Here is a 13,964-nt window from a genome sequence, read left to right as displayed (position 1 = left end):
TCGCTAGAAGCGACAGAGTCATTCCTAAAACTCCTATATATATAGTATATTACTATTTTATTTTCTTGCTTTAAATTATTCAAATTGTTAGAACATAGAGCATAACCTCTAAAATACTTTCATCTTGAATGCGGGCTGGAATTTTTTCTTGCATTACAAGTCGAAACTGATTTTGTTCCACTAATTTTTTGATATAGTCAGGATGATGGCTGAAACGCGCACTTGTTTCAAGCGACCAGGGATCTGTTAGACTGATTTCAGTAGTAAAAATAAAATAGCCTTTAGGTTTTAAATGGTGATAAATGGAATGAAAGAGTGCGTCAAGTTCACCGAAATATGGCAAAACATCGGCTGCGACAATGAGATCATAAAACGCTTTATTTTGCTCAAGAAATTGATTGATTTCAGCTTTCACCAAATTATCATAAATTTCTTTTTCTTTGGCCTGAACCAGCATTTTTTCTGCAATATCAACACCGGTTAAATGTTTACTGAGTTCACGAAGAACGATCCCGGTTAAACCCGTTCCGCAACCTAAATCCAAAGTGTGGGCGTTTGCTGGTAATTCGAGTTGGTGGATTACACGTGCCACGTGTTTGGGAATGGAGTAGTTTAGTGCGCCTTTCATATGTTGATCATAATAAAGCGCATAGTTATTAAATAAATTATGTGCGTATTCCGGAGTGGTTTTTGCTTGTTCGCCTCCAGTGAGGGCATGAAACATATGAGCACTTATTATGTCCTGGGGATTAATCGCCAGAGCGCGTTCTAGATATCCTTTTGCTTTATCTCTTTGTTCTAACTTAATGTAAATTGCGGCCAGATTATTGAGTGACGAGTTATGATCGTGTTCTAACTCGAGTATATGGTCAAAAAGAATAATGGCTTCATTCAAATGGCCTAGAGCCATTTGCGCTACGCCGGAATTGTATAAATATTCAATGTTATCAGGTTCTTTTTGCAGCAATACATCATAATGCATGAGCGCATTCTCAAAACGATCATGGTGCATGAATGTTGCTGCTAAATTATTACGTGCTTCAATACTCTCATTGTCCAATGCTAATGCTTTGCTGAAATAATCGATGGCCAATTGGTTTTGATGTCTTTTTAAAGCAATTACGCCCAAGTTGGAAAGCGCCTCTATTTGCCTACTTTCTTGCTCCAAAACATTTTGAAATGCTTGTTCTGCTTCGACAAGCGCATTTTTTTCAAGATGCAACACACCGAGATAGAAAAGTGCTTCAGTATGAAAAGGATTTAAGGATATGACATTATTAAATTGAGTCTTAGCCGCATCCAATTGATTATTTTGCAGCAATAGTAAGCCTAAATTAAAATGTGCTGCACTAAAATCAGGTTCAGCATGAACTGCTCGGGTATAATGTAATAATGCTTGCGCATAATTATTTTTTAAGGCGTAGACTGTTCCCAGGTTGTTATGAGCTTGGGCATAATTGGGTTGCAGTTCTATGGCTTGTTGATAATATTCAATTGCCTTATCAAGTTGATGTAATTTTTTGTATGCATTCGCTAGGTTATTAAGCAGACTGGCATTATTAGGACTTAATGAGAGTGCTTGTAGCAGATAGAGAATCGCATTATCCATGTCGCCTAATTGAGCATAAGTGAGTCCTAAAAAATGCAAGGTATTCAGGTGTTTGGGTTCCTGGGACAATATTTGCTCATAAAGGCTAATGGCTTGGGGCAGTTGACCTTCGTACTGGAATTTATATGCTTGCGCAAAGAGTGCATCCGTATCCATCATCAATTCTTAAGTAGATCACGCAATTGCTTTAAAGCTTGTGCGCGGTGACTGATATTATTTTTAATTTTAGCAGGTAATTGTGCTACCGTGCATTGAAAATCAGGAATATAAAATACTGGATCATATCCAAATCCACCCTCTCCAAGGGGGCGGTCATGAATCACTCCCTTGCATATGCCTGTTGCGATGATCGGAGTAGGATCTTTTGCATGTTGGACCAATGCGATGGCACAATAAAACCAGGCTTCCCGCTGTTGTGAAGGAACATGAGCTATTTTTTCCAATAACAAACGAATGTTCTCTGCATCGGTTGTATTGTTACCCGCATAACGCGCAGAATAAATCCCTGGTTCGCCATTTAATGCCGGAACTACTAGCCCTGAATCGTCAGCTAAAGCAGGTTTTCCTGCGTGGAAGCTGGCATGACGCGCTTTGATGAGTGCATTTTCAATAAAGCTTAAACCGCTTTCTATTGCATCTGAAATTCCCAAATCGGTTTGTGGAATGCACTCAATAGGCGCTAATAAATCACGCAATTCTTTAATTTTACCGGGATTGCTGGTAGCAAGAATAATTTCTTTCATCATTTAAACCATAAAAAGTAGAGTACGTTGAAACGTGCCTGGGTGAACAGCGAAATCTAAGGTATTAGGCCGTTATATGGCACCGCACAGGCTTTTTCAACTCGGTTAGAAAAAAATTCCAGTTTAACGTGATGGATTAAAAATAGAAATTAAATTTTTGTGGTGAGCGTCATGTTTAGTAATCTTATTAGCAATCAAAGTTTACTTTATTTGAACACTTAAGTGATTAAAAAATAAACTAAACAAATGGCTTTATTACACTGTTTAGGCTAAAATAAGGTTTTTGTCGGAGCACTTGATGATGCCTGTTACACATCTTTTATTAGCTCTTTTAGTGGTTGTAATTTGGGGGGTAAATTTTCTTTTTGTTTCTTTTGGACTGGAAGAAATTTCACCGCTGTTGCTCTGCTCCTTACGCTTTTTATTGGCGAGTGTTCCGGCTATATTTTTTATCAAAATTCCTCAAGGTTCATTCAGAGTGATAGCCCTCTATGGCTTTGTTATGTTTGCTTTGCAATTCGCCTTTCTTTTTATCGGTATGAACATTGGTATGCCTGCGGGAATGGCCTCTTTACTGATGCAAACACAAGTATTTTTCAGTATGTTTTTCGCTGGAATTTTCCTAGGCGAACAGCCGAATATAGGGCAGATTATTGGTGCACTGGTTGCTTCACTTGGAATTGGCTTGGTTGCCATGCATTTTGATAATGATATCTCTTTGGCTGGTTTTCTCTTTATTCTTGCCGCTGCGGCAACGTGGGGATTTGGGAACCTGATCACTAAGAAAATTAAAGGTAATAGCAACAATATGATGGCAATTATTGCCTGGGGAAGTTTTGTTGCATGTATGCCTATGTTTCTTTTTTCTTTAATGATTGAGGGACCTGCAAGTTTTGTTTATACCTATGAACATTTAAGTTGGCGCGGTGCTTTGTCATTATTTTACATTGTGTTTGCTTCAACTTGGATTGGTTATGGCGTTTGGAACTGGCTCATTGCTCGTTATCCAGTGGGAGTGATTGCACCATTTACTTTATTGGTCCCTATAGTCGCTATCCTTAGTTCAGTTTTAGTATTGGGGGAACCGTTCCAGCTATGGAAACTGGCCGCAGGCTTATTGGTGATCGGTGGTTTGTGCATCAATATCTTAGGTGCGCGTTTCTTTGCAGTAAAAGTACAGTCGGAAGCCGCATAAAAATTAAGCCTGGGCGGGCGTAGCCGCAACCCGGGTTTCTTCTTGCTTTAATACATCGTATTTCCCTCATCTTCGCTACACCCAAACTACACCTTCGTAGAGAAAATGATATATCATATGCCTTTGTTATAAATATTGGCCCTCAATTGTGATTTATTCGAAAACCATAACTTTGTGTGCGGATGATTTTGGCCTGGATTCTGGAGTTTCAGACGGAATTCTAAAATTAGTGCGCATGGGACGTTTGTCCGCTGTAAGCTGCATGGTGAATACGCCTGGTTTTATTCCTTATGCCGAAGAACTCCTTACCTTAAAAAAAATCAAGCCTATCAAAATTGGTCTACATTTCAATCTAACAGACGGTTATTTAACATCTCTTCCTGAAAAAGCGTGCTTTACTTTACCTGAGTTGTTGATCAAAACGCATATGCGCTCAATGAAGTTGTCCTTTATTGCAAAAGAATTTTTGGCGCAACTGGAGCAATTTACCAAGGTCATGCAACAAGCACCGGATTTTATTGATGGCCACCAGCATGTTCATCAATTTCCCATAATACGGAACGTTATTTTGGATCTTTACGCACAAAGATTGAAAAATTATGGGACATTTATTCGTTCCACTTGGCCTGCCATTAATTTGCCTCAATACCGATTTAAAGCAAAAGTACTTCATCTTACCGGGGGCAAGGCTTTACTAAAACAGCTCATCAAATTAGGCATCCCTCATCATCGATACTTCTCTGGAATTTATGATTTTGCACCTAATACAAACTATAGAGAATTATTTAGGCAATGGATGAGCATCGCGAGAGAGAATACTTTAATAATGTGTCACCCGGGAGAAAATTCACCCAGTACAGATCCTATCGCTCAGGCGCGTATCAAAGAATTTAATTATTTTTCAAGTGATGAATTTTTAAAGGATTGCGATGAGTTTCGTATTCAGTTAGAGCACCATGAGCCGCTAGTATATTCCTAAAACAATTTCAGGTTGAATTTACTCGCTTATTCTTTTTCGGTATTATCTTTTTAGTCAATTATGAGCGGTTGGAATAGGAAGGAAGAAACCCTTGAATGATGTTTTTTGGATCTCTTGCGGGGCGATCATCGGTGCGAATTTACGCTATCTTGTGGGTCGTTTTTCCGTTAAGTATTTATCAGCAGATATTCCTTTTGGAACATTCATTGTTAATCTTACTGGAAGCTTCATATTAGGCTTTTTTCTTGCCTGGACTTTAGAGCGAGTGGAAGTTGATCCAAGATGGCGCTCGTTTGTTGCTGTTGGGTTTTGTGGCGCTTATACGACATTTTCAAGTTTCAGTTATGAAACCTATGTACTGGCAGAACAAAGTGATTACGCACTTGCTGCGCTAAATTTTATTTGCAATAATCTTTTTTCATTATTAGCTGTTGTTGCGGGTATCGTGCTCGCTCGGGCAATCTAAAATGAATCATGTAAAAGTTTCTATCTATATTAACGAAGCAGATAAATGGCAACATCGTCCTTTGCATCTTGAGCTATTGAGTATGCTTGATAAGGCTGAACTAGCAAGTGGAACGGTGTTACGCGCTGTTGCTGGGTTTACGCTTAAAAATCCTGTTGTCTCTGCATCATTGGTTGATATAGGAAGTAAGCTTCCTTTGGTAGTGCAATTCATTGATACAATAGAAAAGGTGGATGCCATATTACCCAAAGTGAAGGAAATGGTTGGAAATCGCCTTATCATTCGAGAGCCTGTTGAAGTTGTAAATGGCATGTATCCCGATTCTCTTTCCCCCGAAAAAACCGATCACTGAAAACTCACTATCGATTTAAAATGAGGTTTAATTTCTTGAGTTTTTTTGTATGAACCCAAAATTCCAATATCTCATGTCATAATTTATTGTAAAAATCCATTTATATACTATAATTATCTATAAATAGAGGGTTTTGACATGAATCATTTACATTTGGCACCTTTTACGTCTCAAGATTTAAGTGAAGAGGTTCTCAAACGCAACACCCAGAACGTGGTTGCACTTTTTAGGCATTGGCAATTGAAAAATGAAGAAGAGTGCGAGCTTTTAGGGGGCATCAGTCCCGCGCAACTAGCCAAATTTAAAAAAGGGACAGCTCATATATCTGGCAGAGATACAATCGAGCGGGTAGGTAATCTCTTGGGGATTCACAAAAACCTGAGAATTCTTTATCCATACAATCGAGAGATAGTCTATCAATGGATAAAAGGGAGAAATCAAAAGCTCCATAATCTTCGCCCTTTAGACCTTATGCTGGAGCAAGGTTACCTTGGAATTGCTCAAATAAGGCGGCTCACGGATTTTATGCGAGGTCAGTAAACGTGTCTTTATTTGATACAGTTAGGGAATATTCACAAGATGTTTTTAGAAATATAAGGGGCATCAAAGTATCCCAGGATTTATTTGATGATCTCAGTGATGATCCAGTAAATTGGGACGCAGCCAATACCTTAGAAAGTTATACCCATCCTGAATTAACCCATCAATCGTTAATACAACGCGCATTTGATTACAGTAAGAATGATTTTATTGATTATCCCTTTGAAAAGATAACGAGCTCGCGTTACAGCGATGGTGCAATTGCGTGCTGGTATGGCTCAGAAACATTGAAAACGACGATTTATGAAACAAATTATCATTTTATTCAAGAAATAAAGGATTCCTGGGAAATTTTCCAAAAGCAAGATACCGTCATCATCGACAGACGAGTTGCCAAAGTTTATTGTCAAGGATTGGGGCTCGATTTGACTGGAAAAAAAGACGAGTTCCCCTGGCTTGTTGATCCGGATAATTACAATCAATGCCAACAAACGGGCAGACGGGTGGCTGATGAAGGACATCCATTATTGATTGTTCCATCCGCTCGCCATCAACAAGGAATTAATCTTGTTGTTTTTAATCCAAATCTACTTTCTAATCCTAGAGAATATTGCAGATTACAATACGTTTTTGATGTAAAAAAGAGAACAGTTCAATGCATTCGAGGCGAAGAGGAAATTATCCTGGAACAAAGTGAAGTGGAAATATAATTGGTTTGCTCTATGACTTATTTCGTTGAATCTGACGGCAGGCCCAAAATCTTGAGATGATGAAGCTATAAACGGAAACACAACCTAAAACGAGAAATAAAGCAAATAGGTAATTTAAGGTAGTGTAACGTAAAAGTAAGAAATAAAGGATTTCATTAATGAGTCCCGCTGAAGCGGCTACTATAAAGAAATGGGGCAAACTCAAGGTTTTCTCATCATGCAATTGAGAAAAAGTTAAATACTTATGGCCTAAAAAGCTGACATTAAAGGCGATTAAAAAGGCAAACACATTGGCTACTAGTGCCTGTGCATGCATAAACTTCACTAAATTGAATACAGTAAAGAGATGTATCAACGCAGCAGAACTACCAATACCTATAAAAAAAATGAGTCTATGTCTTAATTTCAGTTTGGTTGTCATCAAAACTGGATTCCTCATCAATAACGTAATGGGGCCGGTGTTTGACTTCATCAAAGACTCGACCGATGTATTCACCTACAACACCCAAGGCAAAGAGTTGCAAACCGCCAAAGAAAGTAATTGTGGTGACTATGGTTGCCCAACCAGGCGTTTCTATGCCAAAAATCAGGGTACTGATAACAATCCAAAGGCCATAAAGTATTGCCATGGTTGCAACGCCAATTCCACCAATTGCAATCATCCGTAATGGAAACGCAGTAAATGATGTAATTCCAGTGATTGCCAAATCCAAAAGCGAATAAAAGTCCCATTGTGACGTACCTGTTTTACGAGGTTGAACTTCAAAAGGAATAGCAATTTGTTTAAATCCGACCCAACTGTATAAGCCCTTCATGAAGCGATTTCGTTCTGGTAATTTCTGGAGTGCTTTGACAATTTTTCGATCCAGGAGTCTAAAATCTCCAGCATTTGCAGGAATATTAATCCGATTTATTCGTGAGGTAAATTGATAGAATGCCTTAGCACACGTTCTTTTCAACCAGGACTCATCGGAACGATTTTTTCGCACGGCATAAACCATGTCATAGCCTTCTTCCCATTTGGAAAGAAATTGGCTTAAAAGCTCAAGTGGGTGTTGGAAGTCGGCATCGAGTAGGATAACGGCATCACCTTGGGCATGATCAAGGCCCGCGCTGATGGCATTCTCTTTACCAAAATTTCGACTAAAGCGAATGCAACGAAGCACAAATTGAGCTCTTAATTGTTGAATAACCAACGGCGTATTGTCGTGGCTGCCATCATCCACAATAAGTATTTCATAAGCATAGCCAAGTTTTTGTAGGGTATCCGTCAATGCTGCAATGAATTCTGCAATTCCTGCTTCTTCATTGTAGACTGGAACAACGCAGGATACGCATTTTTTATGAGGTACTGGTCTGGACATTTTTCGGTTTATTTGGTACACAAATGCTGTAATAAGCGCCTATATTAACCCGAATCAACAATTCTCGTAAGTGGATTTAAATTTTTTTTCTTCTTATAAGAAGAAGCTGATATTATGAACATCCTGTCTTTTGCTGCAAGTGTTATGGACAAAATATAGTGTATACTGATTTTGAAGTAGTGTGGAAAAATAAAAAAGGTCCTATTTTCCTGGATGGCAAAGTTGCAAAATTTTTATTTAAACAAAACAAGAGTGTAGCTTTTCTACCCTCACTGTTTAATCGTTCAATTTCAGGAAAATCATCAAAATTAAGTCTTTTTTCGAGCGATTCACAATTTACCTTTAGTCATAATCTAGTCCGATCGGGTAAAAATCAATGGCATATTATTGATAATACGCACAAGGGCAAAGGTGGTTTTGGCTCAGTAAATGAATCAAAATATAAAATAGTTGTAACTCATGCTTCAACAAAAATGGGTTATCAAGCCCAACTAATCCCTGTAAATGATGTAATCAAAATACAACAGCCAACTGAAAAAACGTCCTATCCCGAACTCTTGTCGCGGACTATAAAAGAAGCAACAAGGCAAAAAAAGCATGGGGTAAATGTTGTTGGTGTTGTTGGGGCAGAAGATAAAGTTATTACGATCCTTGAGGATTGTGGCACCAGTCTTGATAAGCTATTGCCTTTTACTCCAAGCTACAATTATTCGTTTCAGTTCCGCTTGGAAGTTGCTGCTCGCGTTGCAAGCGAGAAGCTTTTGTTACAGCAAAAAAATGTGGTACATCGCGATCTTAAGCCAGCAAACATTTGTTATAAAAAGCTCGATAATGGGCAATTTCTTATTATTTTTATTGATTTTGGTTTGGCTGAAGACATTGATTCAAAGAATAATCTAAAATGTTCAGGAACACTGGCTTATATGGCTCCGGAGGTTATTCTGGGTGAGGGCAGCACTTATCAATCGGATATGTATGCCTTAGCAGCAATTTTGGGTGAAATTTTTGGGGCAAAAGATATTTTAAAATATAAGGAATTAGCGACAAATCTCAGAGATTTAGCTACAGCTTCTTATTGCTTTGATGGTTTATTTACAGGTTATGATGTATCCGCAATTGATCCCTATCTTTTAGATGACATTAAGATGTTACTGAGTCATCTCCAAAGTAGAAATCCCGAAGATCGTCCGACAATTGAACACGTCAATAAATTTCTTATTACGCTGCCTTCAAGAATGGATGCATATAAAAATTTTAATGATCATTGGGCGAGCATGTCGCAACATTTTGAAGAATTTGAGGCCTACCATCAACGCATGAATTTATTGAAATCAAAGCATTCCCTATCTCCATTCAGGGATAATCAATTATATGAAGATAATTTACTAAGTGATGCATTTAATCGGGGAATGCTCCAAAAAAGAATGGTAATTTACAGTGAAATTTCAAAATTAGCCATGCCTAAGTCTCATTACGATTTGTCAAAGATATTGATAAAGGAAAATCGTAGGGTAGATTTTGATGATGAAGATAATCCTTACCCTAATATAGAAAATGTAATCCGCCTATTGCAACAAGAAAATCTGAAATTTAAGAACGCGATGGACAGTTTTAATGAATGCGTCCAGGAAATAGTGAAAAATAAATGTTTAACGGAAAAATTTGTAAATACGAACAGCACAGGGATGAGAAAAATTGCGAGTATTTTAAGTTCGTCTTTATCACCTTTAGAACAATTGGAACAATTACATCAAATAGGCCAATCAAAGATGACAGCAGGATTTTTTTACTTCTTCAGCCATTCCAAAATTTTAGGGAAAGGTCGACATGAGAACATCGAGAAACTGTATCAAAAACTGGCACAGCTCGACCCGGAAAAAGAGCAAGATGAATATTTTGCAAAAGCTCAATTAGAAGAAATCACTCAATTTATTCAAAATACAGCAACTTTTACACATTAATTACGAGCCAATCCTAGGTGAAATCTATCTAAACTCCCTCATTAAAAACATTTTTTGCCTCGACTTTGGGGTTTTTCGTAAGTCCTGTATTACTTCTCAAATCAATTTTTGGCTCTATGTTTGGATGCGAGAGATAATAATCATAATCCACACTACGAGTGCATTAATAATAGTGACGAACACTGCAGCGGAGCCCAAATCTTTGGCTTTTTTCGTTAAAGGATTCCAGGAGCGAGCAATTCGATTCAATGTGGTTTCTACAGCTGAGTTCAATAATTCAGCTACGATAACTAGGAGCAAGGTACTAATTAATAAAGCTCGCTCAAGGTACGTTTTTCCTAAAAAAATGGCAACGGGTAAAGCAATCATGCCCACTAATAGCTCAAGGCGAAATGCAAATTCGTCTTGAAAGGCCGCTTTTAATCCATAAAAAGAATAACGGCTGGCTTCTTTGAATTTCAGAATTGCTTTAACTATGAATTTGGGCATTCGATTAGTCCTACAATACTTTGTTTTTATTTTTTAGTTTGTCTGAGATTACTGTACTTTTCAAATAGATCTTCCATAATAAATTACGCTGAAGAGTATTCATGCAGTTCTCTTTAAAGTTCAGCGATAATTATTTTGGGTTTAGGGGTTTGGTATGGGGGACAATTTTTACACAAGCTTGGTCGACTTACTGGAAAAAAAAGTAGAAAAAAATCCGAATTTTCCACTTTATACGTTCATACACAGAAAAATAAAGGAAAATAAGAACCTGACTTATCTTGAGTTAGCAGAACAGGCAAAGAAAATAGCAAGTGTTTTGCAGGAAGTAACCCATCCTGGTGAGCGAGTCTTAGTTATTTACCCTCCTGGTCTTGAGTTTATTTCTGCTTTTTTTGGTTGTTTGTATGCAGGAACTATTGCCGTACCTTCTTATCCACCCACCACAAAAGATTGGGCTGAGAAATCCCATCGTATTATTAAAAACTCAGGGGCACATGTTGTTTTGACAACAACAGAGCTCATGGTGCAAATCAAAAAACTGAATGCAAAATATGATGATTATGCAGTGATGCAATTCATAACTACCGAAGATTGGGTTAATGCTCCGGACCGCTGGCGTGCTCCCTCTCTGAGTGAACATCATATTGCATTTTTACAATATACTTCCGGCTCCACTGGAAAACCCAAAGGAGTGATGGTTAGTCATGGTAATTTACTGCATAATTTATTAGTAATCGAAAAAGCGAATCGTCTAACAGAAGAAGATGTCAGTGTGTCCTGGTTACCTCATTATCATGATATGGGCCTCATTGGCGGGATATTACAACCTGTTTTTAGCACGATTCCTGTCAAACTGATGTCGCCATTGACCTTTTTACAACGCCCGGCAATTTGGTTGGAAACGATCGCACATTATCGAGCTACGGCTACGGTCGCTCCCAATTTTGCTTATGATTTATGTACGAGTAAAGTCACTGAGAAAGAAAAAGAACACTTGGATTTAAGTAGCTTGCAATGTGCAATGAGTGGAGCAGAACCTATTCGCAGGGCAACTATTGAACGTTTTATCCAACGTTTTAAACCTTGTGGCTTTTCCCCAGAGGTTTTTTATCCCTGCTATGGGCTCGCTGAATCGACATTGATGGTCACAGGAGGGAATCGCCAACAAGGAATAGGTTACCAATGGGTCAATAAGAGTGCCCTCGAGCAGGGGAACGTACTTTATTGTGATAAATCCCATCCTGATGCCCGCAGTTTGATTAACTGTGGACAGCCCATTGACGCTTGTTATCTTGCAATTGTCAATCCTGAAACGTTGCAGGAATGTCCAGAACGAGTGGTTGGGGAAATATGGGTAGCAGGTAAAAGTGTTGCTCAGGGATATTGGCAATTAGCTGAGGAAACAAAACACACTTTTAATGCCCGTCTCGCAGGTAAAAAGCATTCTTTTTTACGCACAGGGGATCTGGGTTATCTGGATAAAGGATCACTTTATGTAACGGGGCGTCTGAATGATCTGATTATTATTCGTGGCCGTAATTATTACCCTCATGATTTGGAAGATACCATTCATGCATGCCATCCCCATCTACAGGAGCATGGTTGTGCCATTTTTTCCATAGAAGAACAGGAGCATGAATTATTGGTTATCGTTCAAGAAATTAAAAAGGGCGTTGAGACGCTCGATTCAGAAGAACTAATCAAAACCATACGAAGCAATCTGTTGCAGGTCCATGGAATTGATGCAGACGTTGTGGTTCTTGTTGCGCGTAAATCAGTTCCCAAAACAACCAGCGGAAAAACACAACGTTTGTTATGTAAGAAAAAATATCTGCAAGGTGACTTAGATATTATCTTTATCGATACGATTGCAAAAAATCTAGCAGGGGAGCCTGAAACAACACTGCATGCTGAAACGGCGGACATTGCTCAGATGCTCTACCCCATTTTTAATGAAGATATTACGGTTTTAGATAAAGAAAAAAAGTTAAGCGAATTGGGAGTCAATTCACTCAAACTGGGCGAGTTGCACTATGCCCTTTCAACAACCGCTGAACAAGATCTATCCATTGAATTTCTGCTCAAAGATCCAAGCCTGGGCGAAATAATGGATTTATTCACAGGTAAAACAAAGGAGCAAAAGCTGCTCTCTCATACTCCTATTGATTTGGTTGCTGAGTTTAATCTGTATAAAAACATGACGCCCCATATTACCTCTTTGCCCAAGGCAACTCCTCATCATGTATTATTAACCGGAGCCACAGGTTTCTTGGGAGCTTATGTGCTACGTGAGCTGTTATCCAATACGAGCTGGCAGCTTACCTGTCTTGTTCAGGCCAGTTCACATGCGGCAGGAATAAGCCGAGTGATTAAAAATATGGAGCACTATGGTGTATGGAGTCCGGTGTATCATGATCGAATTAAAATCGTTTTAGGCAATTTAGAAAAAAATAACTTGGGTCTTTCCAAGCATGATTGGTACTATTTGGCTGATACGGTTGATCTTATTTTTCATGGAGCCGCGGTACTTAATTTTATTTATCCATATCAAAAGCTGGCAGCAAGCAATGTCTTCGGTACGAAACAACTTATCGACCTGGCAGGGTACAGGAAGCTGAAAGCGCTGCATTATATTTCCACCGTAGGCTATTTTATGTCTGCTGATTTGAGGGATGACAGGGTGATCAGCGAGCGTACCGAGCTTGCTCCTCAAGAAGGAATTTATGGTGGCTATAATCAAACGAAGTGGTTGGCAGAGCAACTGGTACTTCATGCTCGAACTTATGATATTCCAACCGTGATTTACAGGCCGAGCCTTATAACTGGGGAAAGTCAAACCGGTTATTGGAACCAGGATGACGTGGTGTGTCGTATCCTCAAGGGATGCATCGAATTAGGGGCTCGACCTAAATTGGACGTGGGGTTCAATTTTGTTCCTGTGGATTACGTCGCAAAAGCAATTACTCGTTTGGCTATGGAAAAACCGCATCAGTCTGATACCTATCATTTAATAAACCCACAGGAAGTTAGTATAGAGCAATTATTTGGATATGTTAGAGCCAAGGGTTTTAAGGTAAAAGATGTCACATACCCTGAATGGGAACAAATGATTAAAGAGCAAAATCAATTAAATCACTCATTTTCTCCATTACGCCCCTTCTTTACGGAAAAAGTGGCACATAAAGACAGTTCATTGTTTGATTTATATCTTCACAACAATAAGGCGAAAATCGATTGTACTTATACAAAAACTCAATTGGCTCACCATGACATTTACTGTGAAAAAATAAATGAAACAGTATTCAATAAATACCTTAATTATTTAATTCAATGCGGTTATTTAACGCAATTAACTGAGGATGCAATATAGGCGAAGGGCTCGGGCCTTGATGTGTCGTCCCCTTTTTAAACACAAGAATTTTTATTAATCAATGTCAGTATTAATAATTCATTTTGCTCTATATTGATGTCATTCCCGCGCAGGCGGGAAATCCATCTCACAAATAAAGTAAGGAATTAATTTGATGGATAGATTTCTGCCTGCGCGGGAATGACA

The 13,964-nt window shown here is 38.6% G+C and carries 13 protein-coding genes; 8 read left to right on the top strand and 5 right to left on the bottom strand.

What is annotated here, in order from left to right; all coding sequences use genetic code 11:
- Positions 1-79: 79 nt before the first annotated feature.
- Both ELY20_RS02030 and rdgB read right to left on the bottom strand, forming a co-directional pair.
- Positions 80-1,765, bottom strand: a complete 1,686-nt coding sequence (locus ELY20_RS02030; RefSeq protein WP_110141039.1) for a tetratricopeptide repeat protein — start codon at positions 1,763-1,765, stop codon at positions 80-82.
- A gap of 2 nt (positions 1,766-1,767) precedes the next feature.
- The gene (gene rdgB / locus ELY20_RS02025) at positions 1,768-2,352 is read right to left on the bottom strand and encodes an RdgB/HAM1 family non-canonical purine NTP pyrophosphatase (protein ID WP_110141040.1); all 585 of its coding nucleotides are present in this window, start codon (positions 2,350-2,352) and stop codon (positions 1,768-1,770) included.
- 301 nt (positions 2,353-2,653) lie between these two features.
- On the opposite strand from rdgB, the gene ELY20_RS02020 reads away from it, so the two are divergent.
- The 6 genes from ELY20_RS02020 (at position 2,654) to ELY20_RS01995 (ending at position 6,594) form a co-directional block, all read left to right on the top strand.
- The gene (locus ELY20_RS02020; RefSeq protein WP_110141160.1) at positions 2,654-3,547 is read left to right on the top strand and encodes an EamA family transporter; all 894 of its coding nucleotides are present in this window, start codon (positions 2,654-2,656) and stop codon (positions 3,545-3,547) included.
- Between the two features lie 148 nt (positions 3,548-3,695).
- Positions 3,696-4,526 (top strand): ChbG/HpnK family deacetylase, encoded by an 831-nt coding sequence (locus ELY20_RS02015; protein ID WP_110141041.1) that lies wholly within the window; start codon positions 3,696-3,698, stop codon positions 4,524-4,526.
- A 91-nt stretch (positions 4,527-4,617) separates the two neighbouring features.
- Positions 4,618-4,992, top strand: coding sequence for a fluoride efflux transporter CrcB (crcB, locus tag ELY20_RS02010; RefSeq protein WP_058466997.1), 375 nt, complete (start codon positions 4,618-4,620; stop codon positions 4,990-4,992).
- Position 4,993: 1 nt separating this feature from the next.
- Entirely contained in the window at positions 4,994-5,344 is a 351-nt protein-coding gene (locus ELY20_RS02005) for a DUF190 domain-containing protein (RefSeq protein ID WP_110141042.1), read from the top strand.
- 138 nt (positions 5,345-5,482) lie between these two features.
- A complete protein-coding gene (locus ELY20_RS02000) occupies positions 5,483-5,884 on the top strand; it encodes a hypothetical protein (RefSeq protein WP_110141043.1) in 402 nt (133 codons plus the stop codon).
- A 2-nt stretch (positions 5,885-5,886) separates the two neighbouring features.
- The gene (locus ELY20_RS01995; RefSeq protein ID WP_110141044.1) at positions 5,887-6,594 is read left to right on the top strand and encodes an RES family NAD+ phosphorylase; all 708 of its coding nucleotides are present in this window, start codon (positions 5,887-5,889) and stop codon (positions 6,592-6,594) included.
- A gap of 10 nt (positions 6,595-6,604) precedes the next feature.
- Here the strand turns inward: ELY20_RS01995 and ELY20_RS01990 are convergent, their stop codons facing one another.
- Both ELY20_RS01990 and ELY20_RS01985 read right to left on the bottom strand, forming a co-directional pair.
- Positions 6,605-7,015 (bottom strand): GtrA family protein, encoded by a 411-nt coding sequence (locus ELY20_RS01990; RefSeq protein ID WP_110141045.1) that lies wholly within the window; start codon positions 7,013-7,015, stop codon positions 6,605-6,607.
- Entirely contained in the window at positions 6,987-7,958 is a 972-nt protein-coding gene (locus tag ELY20_RS01985) for a glycosyltransferase family 2 protein (protein ID WP_110141046.1), read from the bottom strand. Before ELY20_RS01985 ends, ELY20_RS01990 begins: the two co-directional genes overlap by 29 nt.
- A gap of 158 nt (positions 7,959-8,116) precedes the next feature.
- On the opposite strand from ELY20_RS01985, the gene ELY20_RS01980 reads away from it, so the two are divergent.
- Positions 8,117-9,919: a protein kinase domain-containing protein gene (locus ELY20_RS01980; protein WP_233590474.1), complete on the top strand. Its 1,803-nt coding sequence runs from the start codon at positions 8,117-8,119 to the stop codon at positions 9,917-9,919.
- 114 nt (positions 9,920-10,033) lie between these two features.
- On the opposite strand, the gene ELY20_RS01975 is transcribed toward ELY20_RS01980, so the two are convergent.
- A complete protein-coding gene (locus ELY20_RS01975; protein ID WP_110141048.1) occupies positions 10,034-10,408 on the bottom strand; it encodes a diacylglycerol kinase in 375 nt (124 codons plus the stop codon).
- A 154-nt stretch (positions 10,409-10,562) separates the two neighbouring features.
- Between ELY20_RS01975 and ELY20_RS01970 the strand changes: the two genes are divergently transcribed.
- Entirely contained in the window at positions 10,563-13,778 is a 3,216-nt protein-coding gene (locus ELY20_RS01970; protein ID WP_110141049.1) for a thioester reductase domain-containing protein, read from the top strand.
- The last annotated feature ends 186 nt before the right edge of the window (positions 13,779-13,964 follow it).

Origin of the sequence: Legionella qingyii (assembly GCF_003990155.1) — a bacterium.
GTDB classification, from domain to species: Bacteria; Pseudomonadota; Gammaproteobacteria; order Legionellales; family Legionellaceae; genus Legionella; species Legionella qingyii.
The sequence above is the reverse complement of the archived record's forward strand: the minus strand, read 5'-3'. Positions and strand labels throughout refer to the sequence as shown.

Bases quoted from the DNA above. Each gene is read 5' to 3' on its own strand.
- ELY20_RS01985 (WP_110141046.1), bottom strand. From the start codon at position 7,958: ATGTCCAGACCAGTACCTCATAAAAAATGCGTATCCTGCGTTGTTCCA.
- rdgB (WP_110141040.1), bottom strand. From the start codon at position 2,352: ATGAAAGAAATTATTCTTGCTACCAGCAATCCCGGTAAAATTAAAGAA.
- ELY20_RS02005 (WP_110141042.1), top strand. From the start codon at position 4,994: ATGAATCATGTAAAAGTTTCTATCTATATTAACGAAGCAGATAAATGG.
- ELY20_RS01970 (WP_110141049.1), top strand. From the start codon at position 10,563: ATGGGGGACAATTTTTACACAAGCTTGGTCGACTTACTGGAAAAAAAA.
- ELY20_RS01990 (WP_110141045.1), bottom strand. From the start codon at position 7,015: ATGACAACCAAACTGAAATTAAGACATAGACTCATTTTTTTTATAGGT.
- ELY20_RS02020 (WP_110141160.1), top strand. From the start codon at position 2,654: ATGCCTGTTACACATCTTTTATTAGCTCTTTTAGTGGTTGTAATTTGG.
- ELY20_RS01975 (WP_110141048.1), bottom strand. From the start codon at position 10,408: ATGCCCAAATTCATAGTTAAAGCAATTCTGAAATTCAAAGAAGCCAGC.
- ELY20_RS02000 (WP_110141043.1), top strand. From the start codon at position 5,483: ATGAATCATTTACATTTGGCACCTTTTACGTCTCAAGATTTAAGTGAA.
- ELY20_RS02030 (WP_110141039.1), bottom strand. From the start codon at position 1,765: ATGGATACGGATGCACTCTTTGCGCAAGCATATAAATTCCAGTACGAA.